The organism is Vreelandella neptunia (assembly GCF_034479615.1).
In the GTDB taxonomy this organism is placed as follows: Bacteria; Pseudomonadota; Gammaproteobacteria; order Pseudomonadales; family Halomonadaceae; genus Vreelandella; species Vreelandella neptunia.
On sequence record NZ_CP140255.1, the window covers coordinates 4,696,706 to 4,718,727 of the forward strand.

General features: G+C 55.5%; 20 protein-coding genes. 6 read left to right on the forward strand and 14 right to left on the reverse strand.

From position 1 onward, the window contains the following. The first annotated feature begins 22 nt into the window (after positions 1–22). Positions 23–1,132 (forward strand): NAD(P)-dependent alcohol dehydrogenase, encoded by a 1,110-nt coding sequence (locus SR894_RS21700; RefSeq protein ID WP_223288352.1) that lies wholly within the window; start codon positions 23–25, stop codon positions 1,130–1,132. Positions 1,133–1,275: 143 nt separating this feature from the next. On the opposite strand, the gene SR894_RS21705 is transcribed toward SR894_RS21700, so the two are convergent. The 9 genes from SR894_RS21705 to SR894_RS21745 all read right to left on the reverse strand — a co-directional run bounded on the left by SR894_RS21705 (position 1,276) and on the right by SR894_RS21745 (position 10,687). Next, positions 1,276–2,565, reverse strand: coding sequence for a TRAP transporter large permease (locus SR894_RS21705; RefSeq protein ID WP_223288351.1), 1,290 nt, complete (start codon positions 2,563–2,565; stop codon positions 1,276–1,278). Then, positions 2,555–3,082 carry a TRAP transporter small permease gene (locus SR894_RS21710; protein ID WP_138799563.1) on the reverse strand — a complete coding sequence of 176 codons (528 nt, stop codon included), beginning with the start codon at positions 3,080–3,082 and terminating at the stop codon, positions 2,555–2,557. The genes SR894_RS21705 and SR894_RS21710 overlap by 11 nt, the downstream gene beginning before the upstream one ends. A 12-nt stretch (positions 3,083–3,094) precedes the next feature. Next, the gene (locus SR894_RS21715) at positions 3,095–4,120 is read right to left on the reverse strand and encodes a TRAP transporter substrate-binding protein (protein WP_223288350.1); all 1,026 of its coding nucleotides are present in this window, start codon (positions 4,118–4,120) and stop codon (positions 3,095–3,097) included. Between the two features lie 349 nt (positions 4,121–4,469). Continuing rightward, positions 4,470–5,516 carry a TRAP transporter substrate-binding protein gene (locus SR894_RS21720; protein ID WP_223288349.1) on the reverse strand — a complete coding sequence of 349 codons (1,047 nt, stop codon included), beginning with the start codon at positions 5,514–5,516 and terminating at the stop codon, positions 4,470–4,472. Between the two features lie 56 nt (positions 5,517–5,572). Continuing rightward, complete coding sequence (locus tag SR894_RS21725; RefSeq protein ID WP_223288348.1) at positions 5,573–7,021, reverse strand: aldehyde dehydrogenase; 1,449 nt, start codon at positions 7,019–7,021, stop codon at positions 5,573–5,575. Between the two features lie 51 nt (positions 7,022–7,072). Continuing rightward, a complete protein-coding gene (locus SR894_RS21730; protein ID WP_133732200.1) occupies positions 7,073–7,903 on the reverse strand; it encodes a p-hydroxycinnamoyl CoA hydratase/lyase in 831 nt (276 codons plus the stop codon). A gap of 163 nt (positions 7,904–8,066) precedes the next feature. Next, a complete protein-coding gene (locus SR894_RS21735; protein ID WP_133732201.1) occupies positions 8,067–9,386 on the reverse strand; it encodes a TRAP transporter large permease in 1,320 nt (439 codons plus the stop codon). Next, the gene (locus SR894_RS21740; protein WP_223288347.1) at positions 9,386–10,030 is read right to left on the reverse strand and encodes a TRAP transporter small permease; all 645 of its coding nucleotides are present in this window, start codon (positions 10,028–10,030) and stop codon (positions 9,386–9,388) included. The genes SR894_RS21735 and SR894_RS21740 overlap by 1 nt, the downstream gene beginning before the upstream one ends. Positions 10,031–10,183: 153 nt before the next feature. After that, positions 10,184–10,687 (reverse strand): MarR family winged helix-turn-helix transcriptional regulator, encoded by a 504-nt coding sequence (locus tag SR894_RS21745; RefSeq protein WP_223288346.1) that lies wholly within the window; start codon positions 10,685–10,687, stop codon positions 10,184–10,186. A gap of 143 nt (positions 10,688–10,830) precedes the next feature. On the opposite strand from SR894_RS21745, the gene SR894_RS21750 reads away from it, so the two are divergent. Both SR894_RS21750 and SR894_RS21755 read left to right on the forward strand, forming a co-directional pair. Next, on the forward strand, positions 10,831–12,639 hold the full coding sequence (locus tag SR894_RS21750) for a feruloyl-CoA synthase (RefSeq protein ID WP_246638148.1): 1,809 nt from the start codon (positions 10,831–10,833) through the stop codon (positions 12,637–12,639). A 91-nt stretch (positions 12,640–12,730) separates the two neighbouring features. Then, a complete protein-coding gene (locus SR894_RS21755) occupies positions 12,731–13,966 on the forward strand; it encodes a thiolase family protein (protein WP_223288344.1) in 1,236 nt (411 codons plus the stop codon). A gap of 159 nt (positions 13,967–14,125) precedes the next feature. On the opposite strand, the gene SR894_RS21760 is transcribed toward SR894_RS21755, so the two are convergent. Together SR894_RS21760 and SR894_RS21765 are read right to left on the reverse strand one after the other, a co-directional pair. Next, positions 14,126–15,319 (reverse strand): DcaP family trimeric outer membrane transporter, encoded by a 1,194-nt coding sequence (locus SR894_RS21760; protein ID WP_133732206.1) that lies wholly within the window; start codon positions 15,317–15,319, stop codon positions 14,126–14,128. A 216-nt stretch (positions 15,320–15,535) separates the two neighbouring features. Further along, entirely contained in the window at positions 15,536–16,213 is a 678-nt protein-coding gene (locus tag SR894_RS21765) for a GntR family transcriptional regulator (protein ID WP_223288343.1), read from the reverse strand. A 141-nt stretch (positions 16,214–16,354) separates the two neighbouring features. Here SR894_RS21765 and SR894_RS21770 point away from each other — a divergent pair, with 141 nt between their 5' ends. The 3 genes from SR894_RS21770 (at position 16,355) to SR894_RS21780 (ending at position 19,481) form a co-directional block, all read left to right on the forward strand. After that, entirely contained in the window at positions 16,355–17,422 is a 1,068-nt protein-coding gene (locus tag SR894_RS21770) for an aromatic ring-hydroxylating dioxygenase subunit alpha (protein WP_244286566.1), read from the forward strand. Then, the gene (locus SR894_RS21775) at positions 17,419–18,387 is read left to right on the forward strand and encodes a PDR/VanB family oxidoreductase (protein WP_223288342.1); all 969 of its coding nucleotides are present in this window, start codon (positions 17,419–17,421) and stop codon (positions 18,385–18,387) included. Before SR894_RS21770 ends, SR894_RS21775 begins: the two co-directional genes overlap by 4 nt. Before the next feature lie 71 nt (positions 18,388–18,458). Further along, positions 18,459–19,481, forward strand: a complete 1,023-nt coding sequence (locus SR894_RS21780; protein WP_223288341.1) for a TRAP transporter substrate-binding protein — start codon at positions 18,459–18,461, stop codon at positions 19,479–19,481. A gap of 95 nt (positions 19,482–19,576) precedes the next feature. On the opposite strand, the gene pcaG is transcribed toward SR894_RS21780, so the two are convergent. From pcaG to pcaQ, 3 genes are all read right to left on the reverse strand, one after another. Next, positions 19,577–20,221: a protocatechuate 3,4-dioxygenase subunit alpha gene (gene pcaG, locus SR894_RS21785; RefSeq protein ID WP_171051099.1), complete on the reverse strand. Its 645-nt coding sequence runs from the start codon at positions 20,219–20,221 to the stop codon at positions 19,577–19,579. A gap of 16 nt (positions 20,222–20,237) precedes the next feature. Further along, entirely contained in the window at positions 20,238–20,969 is a 732-nt protein-coding gene (gene pcaH, locus SR894_RS21790; protein WP_088700076.1) for a protocatechuate 3,4-dioxygenase subunit beta, read from the reverse strand. Positions 20,970–21,057: 88 nt separating this feature from the next. Next, on the reverse strand, positions 21,058–21,990 hold the full coding sequence (pcaQ, locus tag SR894_RS21795; protein ID WP_088700075.1) for a pca operon transcription factor PcaQ: 933 nt from the start codon (positions 21,988–21,990) through the stop codon (positions 21,058–21,060). Positions 21,991–22,022 lie beyond the last annotated feature (32 nt).

The window sequence follows — 22,022 nt, forward strand, 5'->3', positions numbered from 1 at the left end:
TTGAAACCAGCAGGAGCCTGCCATGAATATCATTGCCGCCGTTGCCCGCTCGCCTCGGGCACCATTTTCTATCGAAACGTTACAGCTTGAAGCGCCCCGCGCAGGCGAAATCCTGGTGCGTGTGATCGCCACCGGCATTTGTCACACTGATATCGCCATGCGCGACCAGCAGCTACCTACACCTCAACCCGTGGTACTCGGCCATGAAGGCGCCGGTATTGTTGAATCGGTTGGGGCCGGAGTGACCAAAGTGGAAGTCGGTGACCCTGTGGTCATGACCTTCAACTCCTGCGGCCATTGCCCCAGTTGCTCGGGTGGCCAAGCCAGCTACTGCCATGATTTTTTCCCACGGAATTTCTTTGGCACCCGTGCCGATGGCTCCATCGGCCTATCGAAAGACGCCGAGCCGGTTCACGCCAATATCTTCGGCCAGTCCTCTTTCGCCAGCCACGCCCTCTGCCATGAACGCAATATCGTCAAGGTGCCCACTTCAGCGCCACTGGAACTGCTCGGCCCTCTGGCCTGCGGTGTGCAAACCGGTGCCGGTGCAGTGCTGAACTCGCTTGCTGTGGCACCGGGCGATTCACTGCTGGTGTTTGGCACCGGCTCCGTGGGGCTTTCCGCGATCATGGCGGGGGTGGTCGCCGGTGCGACCACCATCATTGCGGTCGACCTCCACGAACAGCGGCTGGCACTGGCAAAAGAGCTTGGCGCTAGTCATGCCATTCCCGCCAACGCAGAAGACCTGATGGAGCAGATCTTCCAAGCCACGGGCGGCATCGGCGTTGATCATGCGCTCGATACCACGGGCCTGCCCACCGTCATTCAAAAAGCAGTGGATGCACTGGCGCCGCGCGGCACCTGCGGGATTGTTGGCGCCTCCGACCCCACGACCACGGTGGAACTGAATCTGACCCATATGATGTCAGCGGGGCGTAGCCTGCGGGGCATTGTGGAAGGCGACTCGCTGCCCGATATCTTTATACCGGCGCTGATTCGGCTGTATGAACAGGGCCGCTTCCCCTTTGATCGATTGGTGACCTTCTACGATTTTGATCAGATCAACCAAGCGATCGACGATGCCGAGCATGGTCGGGCAATAAAACCCATCGTGCGTCATCCTATCCACTAAACCGCGCATCGTTGGTTATTTTATTCCCTCGCTTGTCGTCGACTATTTTCTCCTCAAAACCAGCTCAGCCCGGCCTTGCGCCGGGCGGCTTCCTCTCTCAACAGCGGTAATGACGATATTGTACGTCGCTTATTTCAATTTACTTAAAGTAAAAAGAAGGTCGAGAGCACCGGGAAAAGAATCAAAAGCGTCAGGCGCAGCAAGTCAGACACTACAAAGGGTGTAACCCCTTTAAATATCTCCCCCAGCCCCACGTGCGGCGCCATCGCTTTAATCACAAACACGTTCATCCCCACCGGCGGGGTCATCAGTCCCAGCTCAACGGTCAGTACGGTCAAAATACCGAACCATACCGGGTCGATACCCATTGCCTGAATAATCGGATAAACCACCGGTACGGTGATTACCAGCATGGCGATGGAGTCCATAAACATTCCCAGCACAAAGTAGAGCGCCAGAATGCACAGCACCACGACAATAGGAGTGAGATCCATGCCGTAGAGCAGGTCAGTGATAGAGAACGAAATGCGCGACACCGAGATGAAGTAACCCAGCGTTTCAGCCCCCACCAGCATAAAGAACACCACCGCAGAGAGCGCCAACGTCTCTTGTACGCTATGCCATAGCTGCGCACCGCGCATGCCTTTCGAAAGGGCATAAAGCAGCGTGGCGAACGCCCCGACGCTAGCGCCCTCCGTCGGTGTAAAGGCACCAAAATAGATACCTAAAATCATCACCAGGAAAACGCCAAAGAAGGGCACTAAACCGGTCAGCGATAGCAGCTTCTCTTTCCAAGCAGTGGGTTCGCCCGCTACCGCCAGGGAGGGGCGCAGGTACATCACCACGGTAATGGTCAGTGAATACATCACCAGCCCCAGCAGACCGGGAATCAGCCCCGCCATGAACATATCGCCAACGGACTGTTCGGTAAGAATGGCGTAGATAAGCAGTGCGATACTGGGCGGAATCATAATGCCCAGCGTGCCGCCTGCAGCCAGCGCGCCAGTTGCTAAACCACGGTTATAGCCATAGCGCTCCATCTCCGGCAACGCTACCCGGGTCATGGTGCTCGCCGTGGCTAACGAAGAGCCGGAGATAGCGGAGAAGATGCCGCAAGAGCCCACGGCCGCAATCGCCAGGCCGCCCTTCCAGCCACCGCAAATAATACGCGTTGAATCAAACAGCTTACCGGCCATCCCCGAATGAGCAGCCAGCACGCCCATCAAGATAAACATGGGCACGGCGCTGAAACTGTAGTTAGAGAGTACTTCCACCGGTACGGTTTTTAACTGCGCTACAGCCGCATCCCAACTAATGATTTGCGCAAACCCCACTACCCCCACAATGAGCATGGTTAAGGCGACCGGTACGCGCAGAATCATCAATACCAATAAAAGCCCTAGACCAATGGCACCAATCGCTTCACTCCCCATGAGTTGCCTCCTCACCCACTGCATAAATAACGCCGAGCAAGGCGTGAATAAAGCTACGTATCCCCAGTAGCAAGCTGAGCACTGCTGCCAACTGGTAAATCGGCCCCAAGGGTAGCCGCAGGTCTTGGGTTATTTCGCCGTGCCGACTGGCCGCTGCGGCCGAATCCAGCAAACCCACAAACAGAATCAGCCCCAGCGCCATAAAGCCGAGGAAAAAGAGCCCCTGCAGGCGATTTTTTATCGCTTGCGGCAAGCCGTGGGAGAACGCCTCTACCACCACTTGGCTTTTCTCCACATTAGCCGCCATGGCCGCTAGTAGCGCAAACAGCATCAAATAGCTAACCAGCTCTACACTGCCTGAAACGCGCAGTGCAATTGCACCTTCCGTTATACGCGATAGATAACGCGTACTTACATCAGCAATGGTTACTGCCAGCAACCCAATCAGTGCGATGCCAGCCACCAAGCGACAAATGAGGGCCAGCCAGTGGCTGGCCCTATAGAGAGTAGACTTCATATAACCTTACCCCTATTGGGTACCACACGACTCACTGGCTGCCAGTGCTGCTTGATATACATCTCGGGCCTGGTCCAGACCGCGCTCTTCCAGCTGCGTTAGGTAGTTTTCAATACCGGTTTCGAGCGGTTCTTGCCAATCAGGATGCGCTAACGGATTTTCGATTTCGCGAATGGTATGGCCTGCATCAGCAGCTTCTTGTTTGCCTTCTACATCAAGCCGATCAAACACCGCACCGGCGTTTTCAGCCCACTTCATGCCTGAGTTATTATCGATTACCGCTTGTTGCTCTGGCGTCAGGCTGTCATAGGCGCGCTGGTTCATGGTGGCGACGAAGATCAGCGTGTAAAAGGGCACTTCGGTGTGATAACTCACTAGCTCGTTGATGCGGAAGCCTTTGAGGCCTTCCCAGGGAAAGCTCAAACCTTCAATAACACCACGCTGCATGGAGGTGTAGATATCAGGGGCAGGCATGCCCACAGGAATCGCGCCCATATTTTCCAGCATCTCGCCCGCTACAGCGGTGGGACGGCGAATGCGCAGCCCTTCCAGGTCGGCAGGGGTTTGCACATCGGTGTCGATGGTGTGGATGCCACCGGGGCCCGTGGTAAACATAAACAGCGGGCGGGTGTCTTCGTATTCGCTATCCAAATGGCCGTCGTCATAGAGCGTTTGCAGTACGCAAGCACCTTGCGTTGCCGTGCTCGCTACCCCAGGTAGTTCGACGATCTGTGAGAGGGGGAAGCGACCGGCAGTATAGCCCTGGGCGGTGGCACCAATATCGGCTATACCGTTGGCAGCAGCTTCATAAATGGAGTCCGGTTTGGCTAGGGTACCGGCGGGAAACATTTGAATGGTTAGATCGCCATTGGATTCTTCTGCAATGGTATTGGCCCATGCCTGCAAAACATCTTCATTAACGCCTGAAGGGCCAGGCCAAAAGTGGGCCATCCGCAGGGTGGTCTCTGCCTGGGCAGAGCTAACGGCCAGGCCAGTAATTGCCGCTGCCAAAATGCATCGGGATAGGGACATTTTCATAGGAGCCTCCAGGACTTTCTTGGATTATTGTAAGTTCGCATAGCGAATACTAGTTCGCTTTAAGCAACCACATTAGTCCACTATGAGGCGTAGGGCTAATCGACATTCGTCTATGTTTAGGCACCGCAGCGAGCCTTTATACCCGCACGATCAAAGGTAATCAGTGTTCCAGCCTGCATACCCGTCCCGAAAAGCAAAATAGCAACAGAAACTTGGACTTTTCCAATATCACTTCACGACCATAGTCGAACTACCTAATGACCACGCGACTAGCCATCCCCTGATGCACCAATAATAAAAGCCGCCTTCGCTAGTACGAAGGCGGCTTACTGACAAGAACAAAGACTGACTACATTGTCTGCTCGGTATATTTCTCTACTAAGCGAGTCGCCTCATCATAGAGCAGTTGACCATCAAAGCCTCGGTTACCCATGTCGTCAATCCACTGAGCCGTGGCCGTCTCAGCGGCTGCCTGCCAGGGTGCCAGTGAGTCTTGAGCGATGTAGAACATTTCACCTTCACCACTCGCTTCAATGGCTTCAATCGCCTTCTCTTCCGCTTGATCCATGACCTGACCGATACGCTGCGCCTCTTCAAGCCCGGCATTATCGTCAATCACCTGTTTCAGTTCCGGCGAGAGTGCATCATAGCTAGCTTGGTTTAAGCCCAGTACCATCATTGCCGTATACAAACCTTGCTCACCCTCGAAAAAGGTGTGGTTCTGGGCGATATCCAGCACGCCCAATGCCGCTGCGCTCTCAAAGGGTAGCGTCAGGCCGTCGATCACCCCCCGCGAAATCGCTTCTGGAATTTGTGGCATCGGCATACCCACCGCTTGCGCGCCAAGCAGCCCCAGATAGCGATTCATCGTCTTCGAGGGCGCGCGCATGGCTAGCCCTTTCAGATCGTCGGCGTTTTCTATAGACGTATCTCTGGTATGGATTTTGCCCGGCGTATGGGCAAATACGGCGATAGGGTAGACGCCCTCAAAGGCAGCCTGCATATGCGTTGTCGCAAACTCATGGGCTGCCATGCTGGTGGCTTCCCCCGTTGTGGGCAGGAAGGGTTGGTCGAAGGCCTCAGACTCCGGGAAGCGATTAGGCGTATAGCTGAGCAATGTCCAGGCAATATCCACTACCCCATCCTTGGCTTGATCATAGAGCGAGGGCGCCGACCCACCCAACTGCATGGCAGGGAATATTTCTACCTTGATAGCCCCCTCGGACTGCTCTTCGATACGCTTAGCCCAAGGCTCCAGATACTCGGTCTGCACTGGCGTGGCAGGGGCAGCAAAGTGGTGCAAGCGCAGGGTCACCGTGTCTTGGGCGTAGCCACTAGCGCTGAAGAGTATGCCGCTTAACAACGCGAGGCTGGCGAGTGTGGGTTTTATTGTCATTGTAATGAACTCCTTATTTACTTCGCTTTCTTGTAAGACATAAGTTCCTGGCTAATCTAAATAGGGTAATGGCGCGGGCCAAGCTGCAGAGTCATCCAGCGCAGGTCGGTGAACTCCTCAATCCCGGCCTTACCGCCAAAGCGTCCATAGCCGCTCGATTTAACGCCGCCAAAGGGCATCTGCGGCTCATCGTGGACGGTGGGCGCATTGATATGGCAAATACCCGACTCAATGCGTTGGGCAAACTGCATCGCCCGGGCGGTATCGCGGCTGAAGACGGCGGCAGACAGGCCATATTCACTATCGTTCGCCACACGCAGGGCTTCCTCCTCATCCTTGACACGCATCAGCGCCACCACCGGGCCAAACGACTCTTCGCCATAGAGGCGCATCGCCTTGGTAACCCCATCGACCACGGTAGGCTGCATAATGACGCCTTCGGCCTTACCGCCACAGGCTAAACGAGCGCCATGCCGTTGGGCGTCGTCAAGCAGGGTGTTGAGCTTCTCGCCCGATTCGCGATTGATCAGCGTACCCAGCGCGTTACCTTCTCCCCGGGGATCGCCCGCGCGCAGCGTTTGTGCTTTGCGAGCCAGTTTTTCGACGAAGGCATCAGCGACCGCATCCACCACAATCAGCCGCTCAGTGGACATACAGATCTGCCCCTGATTGAAGAAGGCGCCAAAGGCAGCGGCCTCCACGGCGGCGTCAAGGTCAGCATCTTCAAGTACCACGAATGGGGCTTTGCCCCCCAGCTCCAGCAATACCGGCTTGAGATGGCGCGCTGCCTTTTCGGCAATGATGCGTCCTACCTCGGTCGAGCCGGTGAAATTGATACGGCGCACGGCTTGATGTTCGATCAGCGCCTCGACGACCTCGGCGGCCTGCGGGGGCGCATTGGTCACCACGTTAACGATGCCATCGCCCAGGCCCGCCTCGATCAGCACCTCCCCAATCAGGTGGTGGGTTCCGGGGCACTGTTCAGAAGCCTTGAGTACCACCGTATTGCCGCACGCCAGCGGTGTGGCGATGGCACGGGTGCCAAGAATAATCGGTGCGTTCCAGGGCGCAATGCCCACCACCACACCGCAGGGCACGCGCACGCCCATCGCTAAGTTATCGGGCACGTTAGAAGGGATGACCTCACCCCCCACTTGCGTGGTCAGCGACGCGGCCTCGCGTAGAATGCTGGCGGCGACCATCACGTTAAAACCTGCCCAGCCTGGCGTAGCGCCAGTTTCATCCACCATGCGTTCGATAAAATCGGCTTGGCGTGCCTCCATGGCCTCTGCGGCCTTTAGCAGCTTGGCGCGCTTCTCGCCGGGCCCCGTTCTTGACCAGGCAGGAAATGCTTTCGCGGCTGCTTCTGCTGCCCGAGCAGCATCGGCGGCAGAGGCCGCCGCAGCCTGGGTGACGACGCTACCAGTCAGCGGATTGGCCCGAGTAAAGTTCGCGCTTTGTTCAGCGGCACACTGCTCTCCACCAATTAACAGTTTCAGATCCATGACGACCTCTCGTTTAAAGGATTATCGATTGTTGTTGTTCAGATCCCGTACTTATCGATGGTAGCTCTCTAGTCCCGGCTTGATGCTCTTGTCATCAAGGAACTGCTTCAGCCCTTGCTCACGCCCCTGCTCAGGATCAAGCTGCTGCGCCTGGTCGAGCTTGGCGTAGAGATACTCCTCGTTCTGCTCCCAGGTCAGTTCGCGGCACATTTTGAAGCCCGTCTTGGCAGCACGCATCACAACGGGGTTCTTATCGCGCAACGTTGCTGCCAGCTCGCGGGTGGCTTCGCGTAATTCAGTCAATGGCACGCTTCTGTTAACCAGCCCCATTTTGGCCGCCTGGGGGCCGGTAAATGTTTCCCCGGTCATGATGTAGTAGAGCGCTTCACGGTGGCCTACGGTGTCGGCCATGGCTTTGCTAACCAGGTTGCCTGGGGGAATACCCCAGTTGATTTCGGAAAGACCGAATACCGACTCGTCGGCGGCAATCGCCAAATCGCAGGCAACCAGCGGCGAGAAAGCGCCGCCAAAGCACCAGCCATTAACCATGGCAATGGTGGGCTTGGCGTAGTGGCGCAGTAACTTCCACTGCCAGGTAGAGGCGTCACGGCGCACCTTGACCTGAACGATCTCGGGGCTGGCGTCGATCTCGCGGAAGTACTCTTTAAGATCCATACCGGCTGAAAAGGATTCACCCTCGCCGGTCAACACTAGTACGTGGGCCTCTTGATCCAGCTCGATGGTCTCCAGCACATCGATCATTTCACGGTTGAGCGTCGGGCTCATGGCGTTGCGCTTTTCAGGGCGATTCAACGTCACCCAGGCAATGCCCTCTTCGACGTTTACTTTCACGGTTTGCCAGCGATCTTGGTAGTTACTCATCTCTTACTCCTCAGGTTTTATCGAACGACTTACAACGTTACTTATCAAAAACGACTGTTTAACAATCTGTTCAGCGCTGAACTTTTCGCTTAGCTATCTCCTCGCCATCACGATGGACGTTAACCTTCGCTGGCTCGCGTCATGGGACATGTGACCACCTTGATCAATTTATTAAGTAGACGAAGCCAAGCGAGATGGCGGGGAAGAGCACCAGCAAAATAATGCGAATAAGATCGGCCGCTAAAAAAGGCAGGATGCCTTTAAAGGTTTCCGTTAAAGGAATGCGTGGCGCCATGGAGTGGATAATGAAAATGTTCAGCCCCACCGGCGGCGTGATCATGCCAACCTCGACGACCACCAGCGCTAAAATACCGAACCATATCGCCACATCCGTTGCGGGCATACCGAAGTCCATCCCGGTGACGATGGGCAGAAAGATAGGCACGGTGAGCAGGATCATCGAGAGGCTGTCCATAAAGCAGCCAAGCACCAAATAGCAGAACAAAATGCCGGCCAGAACCACCCAGGGGCTGATCTCAAGCCCCACTATCCAACCGGCGGTCATTTGCGGAAGCTGGGTCAGGGCAAGGAAGCTATTGAAGACACTGGCGCCAAGGACAATGAAGAAGATCATTGCCGAGGTCACCGCGGTCTCAAGCACACAGTCCCGCAGGCCGTTCCAACGCAGTCCGCCTCTTGTTATTGCCAGGGCACCGGTGGAGACCGCACCGACGGCGGCGGCTTCGGTCGGCGTAAAGATACCGGTATAGATGCCTCCAATCACCACGATAAAGATCGCTGCTCCTGGCCAAACCTCCAGCAGTGAGCGCCAACGCTCGCTCCGGGATGCTTTCGCTTTACTCGGCGCACTGTCAGGGAAAAAGCGCACGTAAAGCGAGATGGCCAGCATATAGCTGAACACCGCTAACAAACCCGGCACCAGGGCGGCGGCAAACATTTCATTTATGTTTTGCTCGGCCAGAATTGCGTAGATAACCAACACCACAGAAGGGGGAATCAAAATGCCCAGGGTGCCGCCAGCGGCCAGTGCGCCGGTCGCCAGGCTGCCGCGATACCCTTGACGCTCCATTTCGGGCAGCGCCACTTTGGTCATGGTGGCGGCGGTAGCCAGCGAAGAGCCACAGATGGCCCCAAAAGCGCCGCAAGCGCCTATGGTAGACATCGCCAGCCCACCGCGGCGGTGACCCAGCCAGTCGTTGGCCGCCTGAAACATGGCTCGGGAGAGACCGGCTCTCGCCGCGAACTGCCCCATCAGCAGGAAAAGCGGAATGATGGATAGCGTATGGCTGGAAAAGTGTTCGTAAGGGAGCGTCTTTAAGCCATTTAAAATGCCCATCGGGCCAGTAATCAGCATCATACCTACGGCACCGACAACTAGCATGGCCAGGCCAATAGGAATACGCGTAGCCATCATGAATAGCAGTACCACAAAGCCGCTAGCGCCCAAAGTGAGTGGTGTCATCACAGGTCTCCCTGGGCGGAGCTTTCTTTAGCCGAGCTGCCTTGAGTCGGACTATTTTGATTCGAACTATTTTGTTTAGAACCTTGCTGATGTGGATCGTAAGTAAACGCATCGCAGGTGCGATAGAGACACACCAGCGTCAACAGCGCGAACCCCACCAGACCACCGACATACCCCCACCAGAGCGGTATATCCAGCAGCATGCTGGTTTCCATATAGCGTCGTTTATCGAGCAAGCCATGATAGAGGCGCCAGGTCATTAACCCTGCCACCACCAAAAAAAGCGTTTCTGCGACAACAGCGAGCAGGCGTTGAACCATGGGCGGCGCATGCATGACCAGTAGATCCACCGTGACATGCCCACCGCGAAGATGGCAGTAAGGTAAAAACAGAAAAACGGCAATGGCAGTACCCATTTCCACCAGCTCGTAATCGCCAGTGATGGGGCCCACCCATTCCAATATAGGCAGTTCACTTAAGATTGGCGCACTGGCTAGCCACCGGCCAAGAATACTAACGACGGTGATGATCGCGAGTGCTGCGACCAGCAAGCCGCCGCTTATCGCGGCAACCCTACAGGGTGTCTCAAGGCTACGGCGCATCAATGCAGTGCCGATTGTCGGTACCGTCGCTAAGCTGCTCATCGCTTCGTCTCTTGTTTTTGGAGTTCGCTGTATGGCTGAAACACACCTTGCGCTATACACCGCGAGACCGTCACAACCAAACTAGTTACTTAATATAAGTAATTGTCTTTGAGAGAGCATGCAAGCGTTGCCGACAAAAATACGCCTAAAGTTTTATTCCTCGATGGTATCCGCTGCGTATATTTTCACTAAAAGAGACAGCAATTGGCGCCGCTCAATTTCACTAAGTGCTTGAGTTGCATTGATATCACTCTGTTCAGCCAGTTCTTTTAGCTGTTCGGTTAAGGCTTCCCCTTTTTTGCTAAGAAAAATCCCGTGGGAGCGCCGATCTCGCTTACATCGCACCCGCAGAGCAAGCCCTCTTTCCTCCAGATTATTAATTAAGCTAACGATTCTGGGCGGATCAATGTCCAGTATTTTGGCTAAATTGGTTTGGGTGATGCCGGGATAGCCTTCAATCACCACGAGCGAAGAGAACTGGGCAGGGCGTATTTCATACTCCTGCATGGCCTCATTAAAATGTTTAAAAACGGAGAGTTGAGCCCTTCTCAAGGCGTACCCAAGGCGATTTTCAAGCACCAGGCCGGCGACAGAAGTCGGCTCTTTTTCTTCGGGCTCAACTTGCTGAACAGACGTGCTTTTTTTAGATGTGGTCATGCGTCAATTCCCATCTTATTTAAATAATTACAACCAAGGTCTTAAATCAGCATCCTAGCCAATCATCTAGTTAACAACTATAACTATATTCGCCAAGATGACAGCACACAACAAATCCAAGATTTTTCGCTATGGAGCTATTCATGTCACTCCCCCCTCCGCTTACCAAGCCACCCCTCCATGAGTACCGACTACACGGGGGCGATGTTCCCAGCTATCCCAGCAGCATGACCCAGCGCCTAACCCATTGGGCAAGCGAAACACCACTGAGCCCCTTTTTGGCTGAGCGAGAAGAGGGTCGACACAGGTGGCGAACGCTAACCTTCGGCGAAGCAATGCCACAAGTGATTCGTCTGGCACAAGCACTGATTGATCATGGCCTGTCGACGGAGCGGCCGCTGATGGTGCTGTCGGGAAACAGCATCGAACATGCTCTGCTTGCCTGTGCCGCCATGCATGTGGGCATTCCCTACGTGCCGGTGTCGCCCTCTTACGCGCTGCTGTCTGAGGATTTCGTTAAGCTTAGGCATGTGGTGGAGCTGGTAACCCCAGGAATGCTATTTGTCGATGAAGAGACGCGCTTTGGCAAGGCACTGGCAGCCGTTTGCGATAATAACGTCACCTGTGTGGCCAAGGTACCAGCTCAGCGGGCCCTGGCGTTTGACTCACTGACAGCGACGCCGGCAAGCGCAGAGGTTGACGATGCCCACGCCCGTGTAACGCCTGACAGTATCGCTAAACTACTGTTTACCTCAGGGTCGACGGGCATGCCGAAAGCGGTGATTAACACCCATCGCATGCTATGCAGTAACCAAGCCATGCTGGCGAAACGGCTGAGCTTTCTAGAACGGCGCACCCCGGTGTTAGTCGACTGGCTCCCCTGGCACCACACTTTCGGCGGCAATACGATTTTGGGGATGGCAATGCATAACGGAGGCTCGTTATACATTGATGACGGTAACCCCACCGCCCAGGGGGTTCAGCGAACCGTCGAGAATCTGCGCGAAGTGTCGCCGACGTTTTACTGCAATGTTCCCAAAGGGTTTGAAGCACTAGTCGAGCACTTGCGTAACGATGACACCCTGCGTGAAGCCTTTTTCCGTGACCTGGAAATGCTGCACTTCGGGGGGGCCGTACTGCCCGCCCATGTGCGCACCGCCTTAGAGAGCCTAGGCAAACAGACGCGCGGGGCTCCAGTTCCCATGTTGACGGGGCTGGGCTCTACCGAAGCATGTCTGGCATTTTGCACCGAAGAGCCCAGCGAGACACCGGGGTTGATCGGGCAGCCCGTACCTGGCATGGCGCTGAAACTGGTAGCGACGGATGATAAGTGGGAGGCGCGCCTCAAGGGCCTCAACATCACTCCAGGCTACTGGCGCGACACCCAGCGAACCAGTGAGGCGTTTGACCACGAAGGCTACTACTGTACCGGAGATGCCATGCGCCTTCTTGACCCAGACCACCCCGAACGGGGGCTAATCTTTGACGGCCGGCTAAGCGAGAATTTCAAACTGGTGACCGGAACCTGGGTCAATGTGGGCACCCTGCGCCTAAACCTTGTCGAGCACTTTGCCCCGCTGGTACAAGACATCGTGGTGGTCGGCGAAGGGCGTGACTACCTGACGGGCATCGTCGTGCTGAACCTTCCCGCCTGCGAGCAGAAGCTTGGCTCAGCGGATAGCTCCCTTGAAGCTCTGTCCACCGACGCCAGCCTGCACCAATGGTTCGCACAGCGCCTGGCAACCCACTGCCGCGGCCAGTCAAGCTCCATGCGTTTAGAGCGCCTATTACTGCTCGATCAACCGCTTTCCGTTGACCGCGGTGAACTGACCGACAAGGGCTCGGTGAATCAGCGCCTAGTTCGCGAGCGCTACTCGGATCTCGTGGCCTGTCTCTACGCTGAGCCACTCCACGATCCACGCATTATCCTGCCCACCAGCCCAGCGTCTTAACTACCGGCACTGTTAACATCAGGGCGTCAGCCGCCACCAGAGCGCACGGGCAGCTATACGCCGCCCGCTACGCTATTTTGGGAGAATAACTATGACACGCGGGCACTACACGGCATTTGAGGATACCCATTTAGTTGCCGCTGTACGCACACCGTTCACCGACCTGAACGGTGTACTGGGGGCGATCTCCCCCACGGATCTGGGCATCTGGGTCGCCAAGGCAGTACTGGACATGAGCGGTACACCACCGGCAAGCGTTGATTCGGTGATCGCTGGGTCGGTGGCACAGGCAAGTTTCGACGCCTATTTACTCCCCCGCCATATTGGATTGTATGCAGGCGTCCCTCAGGAGGTGCCTGCGCTACACACACAGCGTGTTTGCGGCACCGGTTTTGAGCTGTTGAAACAAGCTGCGGAACAGATTGCACTCGGGCAGGCCAATTGCGTGCTGTGCGTCGGCACGGAATCCATGACCCGCAACCCAATTGCAGCCTACACGCACAGAGGTGGCTTCAAACTGGGTGCACAGGTGGCCTTCAAAGACTTCCTGTGGGAAGCGCTAATGGATCCGGCACCCAATGTATCGATGATTCAGACCGCCGACACACTGGCGCAGCGCTATGCCATCACTCGTGAGCAGGTAGACGCCTATGCGGAGCGCAGCTTCTCCCGGGCGGTCGAAGCCCAAGCGCAAGGGATTCTCTCCACGGATATCATTGCTGTTGAAAACGAAACCTTCTCCCTCCCCGGTTATAGTGATAGGCGCATTCGCCTACCTCGTAAAATTACCCGGGTAGACCAAGACACACATATTCGGCCTTCGCCTCGGAAGGTATTGAACCAATTGCCGCCGGTATACGACGGCGGTGTACAAACGGCTGGTAACAGCGCCGCCGTGGTCGACGGCGCAGCAGCGGCGCTGGTGATGGCAGGGACTCACGCGGCCAGGTCATCTCTCGCACGCCTATGCGCCACGATCGTGGTTGGCGTAGCCCCCGAGATCATGGGTATTGGACCGGCACCCGCCATTCGGCTACTGCTGGAACGTAGCGGCCTCACTCTCGATGATATCGACCGCTTCGAAATCAACGAGGCTCAGGGTGCGCAGGTGCTCGCAGTTGCACGTGAGCTGGATCTCGACCCAACCAAGCTCAACGTTCATGGCGGAGCTATCGCCATTGGGCACCCACTGGCTGCAACGGGCTTGCGGCTAGCAATGTCCTTGGCCCGACAAATCAAGCGTGATGGCTTGCGCTATGGCATAGCGGCCGCTTGCATTGGCGGCGGTCAAGGCATGGCCATTCTGCTTGAGCACTCAGCCGAATAAACCGCTCGTTCACCTCTTTAATCTACGCCCTTCTATGTACGCTTGAGCCCCCCTTTTTTCCATACGTGACCAAAAAAGGCTGGCAAATCGCCAGCCTAAAACGTCATCGAAACAGCGGTAAATCACTTACACAGTCACCTCACGAGAACGCGTAGAGCGCTAGAATTGGAAGGTGGCACTCGCCTGAAGGCGACTAGCATCATTGGAGACCCCATTCACCTGCTCGATATCCGCATGCTGGTACTCAAGTCCTACCGTCATGCGCTCGGTAACATCCCAAATCACATTGGCAAACCCATAGTTGAGCGTTTCGAAATGATCGCCATAGCCTGCGGGTAGGTCTTGCTCAAGACGCGAAACGCCCACTGAACTGAACCAGCTATCCGTCCAGTAGTGATTCAGTGAGAGACCAAATGCCTGGGTTTCAATCGTTTCAAGATTGTTACCCTTCACATAGACGTCAGGTGCGTTACGGTGACCTACATTGCCAGGGTTACCCATATAGTTACCGATACCTTCACCGTAGGTGGCACTGCCTCGCAAGCTGGTTGACGCATTAAAGGGCAAATTAAACTGTGCCTGCACCCCATAGCCAGTGACTTCGTCATCAATGGTATTGGTGATGTTATTGGTCGAAAGCTGGCGTGCTATCCCCGATAGCGCAAATAAACGCTTATATTCGTAGCGCAGCGTCAAATCTGGCAGCTGACTCTCCCCATCGGCTACTGAAGCATCATTGCGGGCTATAACCGTAGTGGGGTTTTCCAATGCAACCGAGAAACTCCCTTCCCCAACAGGCTGCGTATAGCGCAACTGAGCCTGCCGCTCGAAGGCGTAGCCCTTAGGATCCCCTAGTGCCAGGGTGCGTGTTCCGCCCACGAAGCTCATAAAATTTGACCACGTTTGCCCGGCGAGAAAACCATTCAGTTCGCCATACGCATGGCGTAGCCCGAACTTACCATCGGGAACAAAATGCCCTTCGAAGTAAGTCGATAAACGCCCATAGTCAGTGGCGGTGTGGGTGCGGAAATTCAGGCGGGACTCATAGGCCGTAAAGCTGGTTCGACCATCGGTTCTATTACCGGGGTTCATAACGGCGTAAGGATTAGTTGATGTCCCCAGGTCGTAGTCGAAGTCGTAAAACGCATCGAGTTTAACGTACCCCCCAAAGGCAATATCTGTTTTGGTGCCTGGAATATTAATCGTTGATCGATGATTCCAGGGTGGGCCTACACGGCTGGGCTCTCCGGTAACGATAGGCTGCCCGGCTTCTACAACATCAAATGCATGGGCCTGAGAAGCAAGCGCACAGGGAGCGAGAAGAACACACGCGACAAAGTGGTTAATTTTCATTGTTTGTCTCTGCTTTTGGTCGTAGTGGCTAGTTGTAATTGTTCTCAATGCGAACTCTGATCCGCACTACGTACCAAAGCTGCAAAAAAAACCTCCATCTGTCAATTACAATGGAGGCTATACATCTTTCTGATAACACAAACTACTGAATATAAAAGATTTTATTAATTTAATACTTTGGTTTAATTACACTATATAACTAAATTATCGGTATTTTTATTCAGAATCTGCCAGCAGCTCAGGGTACCGTAGCCCGATCAGCGCATGTTCGCGCATCAGCATTTCGGCTCTGGCTCCCTCTCCCCTCTTAAGCGACTGAAATATAAGCTCATGATGGAACTGAGCTAACTGCAATTTTTTAAATTCACGCTCTAAGTCATCACCATCAATAATGATTGAATCGGCGGCAGCAAAAGGCAGGTGATTATTCCTGGCAATGGCATCCGCCACGACACCGCTGCCGATAGAGTCAATAATAATGCCGTGAAAATGTGCATTAAGCTCACTCCATTGATTAATATCTGATTCCAAAAGGTAGCCTTTGTCGATCAGCGCCCTCCCTTTTTGGATCCAAAAATTCAATTCCTTATCAACACTCGGCGGCAGGCCCTGCTCAGCAAGCCGCCGAGCAGCCAGCCCCTCCAATACCCCGCGAACCTCAACCGCGCAGTGCACATCCACCTGGGTAAACTCACGCACCATAAACCCACGCTTGCCTGCCTGCTGCAGCAGCCCCTCCTGCTCTAAAGTTCGAAATGCAAGCCTTACCGGCGTTCTCGAAACACCCAGCTGCTCCGCAACCGCAACCTCCCCAAGGCGCTCGCCAGGAGAGTACTTCCCCTCGCTGATCAATTTACGCAGCCGGCTGACGACACTTTTATCGTTGTTACTCATTTAATTTTTCTCTCATATCAACACTGTTTAGCTATTTATTGGCGAACTCTACGAAAGTATAGGTTGACTGCAAAAACCTTCCTAGCCTTTACTTTGGATCCAATAAGCATAATTACAACACTAAACCATAAGGAGTTAACCGTGACTCAACAAACCCCCTTTCCAATGAACACTTGGTACGTCGCCTGCACCCCTGATGAGCTTACCGAAAAGCCACTCGGGCGAACTATTTGCAATAAGCAACTAGTTTTCTTCCGCGGCGATGAAGGTCGCGTAGCCGCCGTGGAGGATTTCTGCCCCCACCGTGGCGCGCCACTCTCCCTGGGCTTTGTCCGTGATGGCAAGCTGGTTTGCGGCTACCACGGCCTTGAAATGAACTGCAGCGGCAAATGCGACAGCATGCCCGGCCAGCGGGTTCGCGGCTTCCCAAGCAATCGTGCCTATCCTGTTGAAGAACGCCACGGCTTTATCTGGATCTGGCCCGGCGACCCCGATAAAGCTGACGCCGATCTGATCCCCGAGCTGCACTGGGCCAACAACCCCGACTGGGCTTATGGCGGCGGCCTCTACCATATTCAGTGTGAATATCGCCTGATGATCGACAACCTCATGGACCTTACCCATGAGACCTATGTGCACGCCTCCAGCATTGGCCAGCCAGAAATAGAGGAAGCCGCACCGGAAACAACGGTTAACGGCGATGAGGTGGTCACCAGCCGCGAGATGGAGAATATCCCCGCGCCGCCTTTCTGGCAGGCCGCCCTTAGGGGTAACGGGCTTGCAGACGACGTACCCGTTGATCGCTGGCAGATTTGCCGCTTTACCCCGCCCAGCCATGTGTTAATTGAAGTCGGCGTGGCCCACGCGGGCAATGGCGGGGCCAACGCACCGGCCAATGTAAAAGCCTCAAGTATCGTAGTCGACTTTATCACCCCAGAATCAGACACCTCTATCTGGTACTTCTGGGGAATGGCCCGCAACTTCAAGCCGGAAGATCAGGCGCTCACCGACAAGATCCGCGAGGGCCAGGGCAAGATCTTCGAAGAGGATCTTGAGATGCTCGAGGCACAGCAGCGTAACCTACTTCGCTATCCCGACCGCCAACTGCTGAAACTCAATATTGACGGCGGGGGCGTACAAGCGCGCCGCATTATTGATCGCATCTTAAAAGAGGAGCAGGCCGAGCAACCCCAGGAGGCAACGGCATGAGCCCCCCCTCTCTATCGCTTATTGTCGAGGTAAAAGCTCGCCATGAGGAGGCGCTTGGCATTGCTACCTTTGAGCTTGCCGACCCGCATGGTCGACCGCTGCCCCCCTTTAGCGCTGGCGCCCACATTGACGTGCAGGTGAAAGAGGGGGTAATCCGGCAATACTCGCTATGCAACCACTCTGAAGAGCGGGATCGCTACTTGATCGGCGTATTGCGTGATGAGGCCTCCAGAGGAGGCTCCGTCGCCATGCATGATGAAGTTCAAGAGGGTGACCTCTTACTCATTAGCGCCCCTAAAAATCACTTCCCGCTCAAGCCAGCTAAACGAACTTATCTGCTGGCGGGCGGAATTGGCATTACGCCATTGCTTTGCATGGCAGAGCGTTTAGCGCGCACCGAGGCAGACTTCGAGCTGCACTACTGCGCGCGCTCTGCCGAGCGCATGGCCTTTCGCGATCGTATCAAGACATCAAGCTTTGCCAATAGAGTGCACTTCTATCTGGACGACGACACCGCGGCCCCCGCCCTCGACCTGGAAAAACTGCTTAATGAGCCAGAAGCTGATTCCCAGGTCTACGTCTGCGGCCCTAGCGGATTTATTAACGCCGTCATATCCACAGGTAAACAGTGTGGCTGGCCAGCCGACCAACTGCATACCGAGTACTTTGCAGGCGCGGAAACAACCAGCGAAGACGACGGCAGTTTCGAGGTGCGTATCGCCAGCAGTGGCGCTGCCTTTACCGTGCCCGCCGACAAAACGGTCTACCAAGTGCTGGCCGAAAATGGCATCGACATCATGGTCTCCTGTGAGCAAGGCGTCTGCGGCACCTGCCTAACCCGTGTGCTTGAAGGCGAACCCGACCACCGGGATTTATACCTGGATGACGATGAGCACGCGGCCAACGACCAGTTCACGCCCTGCTGCTCCAGAGCCAAGAGCAAAACCCTTGTGTTGGATCTTTAAGCCAGCATAAAAGCAGTCATAAAAACAGTTACAAAAACGTACCCCGTTGACTAGCCATCAGGATAACGACAATGAATAAACTACCCACACATCTAGCCAAGGCGACTCTATTTGGCGTGTTCGCCGTTTCAATCGCGGCCCCCGACGTGGAAGCTAGTACCACACTTCGAGTGGCGCACGTTTGGCCGGGTGGCTCAATGATAGACCGTGAGCTGTTTCAAGCCTGGGCTGAAAGCGTCGAGGAGGCGTCAGATGGGCAGCTGACAGTAGAAGTTTTCCCCAGCCAGACACTAGCGAAATCGGCTCAAACCTACGAAAGTGCTGTCAGCGGTATCGCCGATATTGGTGCCTCTGCCCAAGGTTATACGGCGGGCCGCTTTCCCCTCACGCAAGTCGTCGAGCTGCCGGGGGTCTCATCAAGCGCCCGCCAAGGAGCCTGCATACTCCAGTCGCTTTACGATCAGGGATACTTTGAACAGGAGTACGCCGACACGCGCCCTCTGTTCTTGTTCACTACCGGCCCAGGCTATCTGCATACCAAGGATCAACTGATTGAAACACCGGCTGACCTAGAGGGACTTCGCCTACGCCGCCCCACGCCAGTGGTGGGTGATATGTTCGAACGCTTAGGTGCCCAGGCGGTGGGTATGCCAGCACCGGATGTGTTTACCTCCATGCAGCGTGGTGTCGTCGACGGCCTCAGTTTCAACTGGGAAGGCATGAAAACCTTCCGGCTAAATGAACTGGCGCAGTACCATACTGAAGTTCCCCTGTATGACCTTTCGCTGTTCGCCACCATGAGCCAGCGCAGCTACGACAGCCTGCCGGCCGATTTACAGCAGGTGATTGATGACCACAGCGGCTTAGAGTGGTCGCTTCGCGCGGCGGAGGTTTACGACGAGATGATACGCCAAGGCCGTGAAGAAGCCGTTGAAGCCGGACATGAGTTCGTCGTCATCGAAGACGCACTGGAAGATCCTGAATGGGGCCCCGCGCTGCAGCAGACCATTGATGATTACTTGGAAGAGGTTGGCGACTCTGCCAACGATATCTACAAAGCCGCGATAGATTTACAGCAAAGCTGCTCGGCTTAGTTTAAGAAATAGAAGTAACCATCGCTATCGACATACTATAAAGGCAGCCAATTGGCTGCCTTTATAGCTATATTAAAAACCCTGTATGCTCAGTATCAAAAATCAAAAAACACCGTCTCGCCTTCGCCCTGCAGGCGGATATCAAAGCGATAACGTACCTTTCCATTTGCCTCTTCTCGCTTGGCGATTAGCGTTTGGCGTCGCGTCGGTGACTCAATACGCGTGAGCACCGGGCACTGGGCGTTCGCCTCAGCTTCATCATCGAAGTAGAGCCGTGTTTGCAGGTGAACATTGACCCCCCGGGCAAAGACCGCCAGGTTAATATGCGGCGCCATTGGCTGGCCGCTGGGGTGCTTCACCGCGCCGGGCTTAATGGTGGTTAGCGACCACTCGCTGCCGTGGTCAAACGTCGTCGCGGTACGGCCGAAGCTATTGAACGGCTTGCTGAGGTCGTAATCGGATTGGTAGTTGCCGGCGGCATCGGCTTGCCACGCTTCTAAAAACGCATCGCGCACCAGGTCACCATTGCCGTCGATAACGGTGCCGACGACTTCGATATGCTCGCCCTCGGCGTCGGGCTTGGCCATCTCGTTCCAGATCTCTTCATCCCGTACGGGGTTGCCGGCTGCGGCGAGCGCCAGACCAATATGCACGTAGGGGCCAGCAGTTTGCGACGCCGTTTCGCGCAGCATAAGCTCGCTAGTTGGCTGCGTGTTGGGCTGAATAGCGGGTTGTTTCATGAGGTTTCCCCTGGCCTTACTGGTTTTCGAAGTAGGTTTGCAGTTCACCGCGCACCACGATGTCAAAGCGATAAGCCAGGCAGTCCATCGGTTTACTGTGCGCCATATCGAGTCGGCCGATCATGGTTTCCACTGCGTCAGGATCTCTGAGCGTATGCACAATGGGGCACAGGGGAATCAGCGGATCACCTTCAAAATACATCTGAGTAATCAGCCGGGTTGAGATCGAGGGGCCGGTCACCGATACGTGAATATGCGCTGGGCGCCAGCTGTTCACATCGTTGGGCCACGGGTAGGGGCCAGGCTTGATGGTGCGAAAACGGTACATACCCTGCTCATCGGTCAAACAGCGACCTACTCCGCCGAAGTTAGGGTCTAGCGGCGCCAGATACCTGTCGTTTTTGTGGCGATAGCGACCGCCAGCATTGGCCTGCCACATTTCCACCAGGGTATGCGGTACCGGCTTACCAAACTGATCCACCACTCGGCCAAACATCATAATTCGCTCGCCCTGGGGGAGTCCGCCCCGGTCTGGATCCTGGCGGAAGTTCAGCAGTAGATCGTTATCGTGGGGCCCCATGCGCAGGTGGCTGAAGTCGGGGCCGGTCAGTTCGGAGGCGGTGGGTTGCTGCATACTCACCAGCGCCTGCTGTGGCGAGCGCGGTACCGAGGTTTTATAACCCGGCGTATAGGCTGGGGGATGCCAGTTGCGGTCACGGGTCACAAAGCGGTTATTGTCATTTGGCATACAGGTATCTCAAGGATTGAAACGGACGGTATTAGTGTCATGGTTAATCCACCACCTGCCAATTAATAACTTATCCAACCCTCATAACCTATAGGTTATGCCCTTTGACAACGTCGGCAGCCACTTCCCGCAACACTTCGCAGAACGTTTCAGTCGCCAGAGTAGGGCGCAGTGAACGGTTGATACATGCCCCGACGGAACCGCCATGGGGCTCTAAGGGCAGGGCGAGTTCGCAGAGCTCTCTGCGCTCAAGGGCTGAACGCACCGCTTCTTCTGGCGCCACCCAAATAGCATCACCGGTAAGCGTATAACGCTGTCCCAACGCTAACGACAGTGTCTCAATGCGCTGGGCTGGCAGCGTGAGCCCATGACGTACAAAGAAGCTATCGACTTGTTGGCGGAGCGTGGTTTGCGGCGGCGGCACAATCCAGGGGTAGGCGCAGAGTTTATCGGCACCTGGCGCCTGTTCGAGCAGTAACGGGTGGCCTGCGCGAACCACTAGCTGAAGACGTTCGTAATAGAGGTGTTCAAAGCTCAGATCATGAATTTCGCGCGCTTCTGTCATGCGGCCTACCACCACATCCAGCTCACCGCGGCGCAAACGCGAAAGCAGGAAGGCGCTGGTGCCGGTAACCACCTGTGCGCCTCGTTCGGTGGTGGTACTCATCTGCCAACGGCGCAGAGCTTCAGGTAGGAGCCAACTTTCAACCGTAGATAGCGTGCCTACGCGCAACCAGTGAGAGCCGGTTTGAACGGCCTGAATAGCATCCACGCCCTCCTCCAGCGCGCGCACTGCCGGGCCTGCATGTCGAAGCAGTGTCAGTCCAGCCTGGGTAAGGGAAACACCACGGGGAGTGCGCTCGAATAGCTGGACAGCGAGGGTATCCTCTAGCTCACGAATGGTTTTGGAGATACCCGGCTGAGTAATGGCGAGGCTTTCAGCGGCGCGGGCAAAACTTCGCTGTCGCGCTACTTCGAGAAACGCCTGCAAGTGGCGTAGTTTTATCCGCGCGTTGAGCATAACACCCTCACAATAACCCTTTGGTTATGAGG

Excerpts from the sequence above, each read along its gene's own strand:
- pcaQ (WP_088700075.1), bottom strand. The coding sequence starts at position 21,990 with ATGCTCAACGCGCGGATAAAACTACGCCACTTGCAGGCGTTTCTCGAA.
- SR894_RS21775 (WP_223288342.1), top strand. The coding sequence starts at position 17,419 with ATGAGCCCCCCCTCTCTATCGCTTATTGTCGAGGTAAAAGCTCGCCAT.
- pcaH (WP_088700076.1), bottom strand. The coding sequence starts at position 20,969 with ATGCCAAATGACAATAACCGCTTTGTGACCCGTGACCGCAACTGGCAT.
- SR894_RS21725 (WP_223288348.1), bottom strand. The coding sequence starts at position 7,021 with ATGGATCTGAAACTGTTAATTGGTGGAGAGCAGTGTGCCGCTGAACAA.
- SR894_RS21730 (WP_133732200.1), bottom strand. The coding sequence starts at position 7,903 with ATGAGTAACTACCAAGATCGCTGGCAAACCGTGAAAGTAAACGTCGAA.
- pcaG (WP_171051099.1), bottom strand. The coding sequence starts at position 20,221 with ATGAAACAACCCGCTATTCAGCCCAACACGCAGCCAACTAGCGAGCTT.
- SR894_RS21760 (WP_133732206.1), bottom strand. The coding sequence starts at position 15,319 with ATGAAAATTAACCACTTTGTCGCGTGTGTTCTTCTCGCTCCCTGTGCG.
- SR894_RS21745 (WP_223288346.1), bottom strand. The coding sequence starts at position 10,687 with ATGACCACATCTAAAAAAAGCACGTCTGTTCAGCAAGTTGAGCCCGAA.
- SR894_RS21720 (WP_223288349.1), bottom strand. The coding sequence starts at position 5,516 with ATGACAATAAAACCCACACTCGCCAGCCTCGCGTTGTTAAGCGGCATA.
- SR894_RS21705 (WP_223288351.1), bottom strand. The coding sequence starts at position 2,565 with ATGGGGAGTGAAGCGATTGGTGCCATTGGTCTAGGGCTTTTATTGGTA.
- SR894_RS21755 (WP_223288344.1), top strand. The coding sequence starts at position 12,731 with ATGACACGCGGGCACTACACGGCATTTGAGGATACCCATTTAGTTGCC.
- SR894_RS21700 (WP_223288352.1), top strand. The coding sequence starts at position 23 with ATGAATATCATTGCCGCCGTTGCCCGCTCGCCTCGGGCACCATTTTCT.
- SR894_RS21765 (WP_223288343.1), bottom strand. The coding sequence starts at position 16,213 with ATGAGTAACAACGATAAAAGTGTCGTCAGCCGGCTGCGTAAATTGATC.
- SR894_RS21740 (WP_223288347.1), bottom strand. The coding sequence starts at position 10,030 with ATGAGCAGCTTAGCGACGGTACCGACAATCGGCACTGCATTGATGCGC.
- SR894_RS21735 (WP_133732201.1), bottom strand. The coding sequence starts at position 9,386 with ATGACACCACTCACTTTGGGCGCTAGCGGCTTTGTGGTACTGCTATTC.
- SR894_RS21750 (WP_246638148.1), top strand. The coding sequence starts at position 10,831 with ATGTCACTCCCCCCTCCGCTTACCAAGCCACCCCTCCATGAGTACCGA.
- SR894_RS21710 (WP_138799563.1), bottom strand. The coding sequence starts at position 3,082 with ATGAAGTCTACTCTCTATAGGGCCAGCCACTGGCTGGCCCTCATTTGT.
- SR894_RS21780 (WP_223288341.1), top strand. The coding sequence starts at position 18,459 with ATGAATAAACTACCCACACATCTAGCCAAGGCGACTCTATTTGGCGTG.
- SR894_RS21715 (WP_223288350.1), bottom strand. The coding sequence starts at position 4,120 with ATGAAAATGTCCCTATCCCGATGCATTTTGGCAGCGGCAATTACTGGC.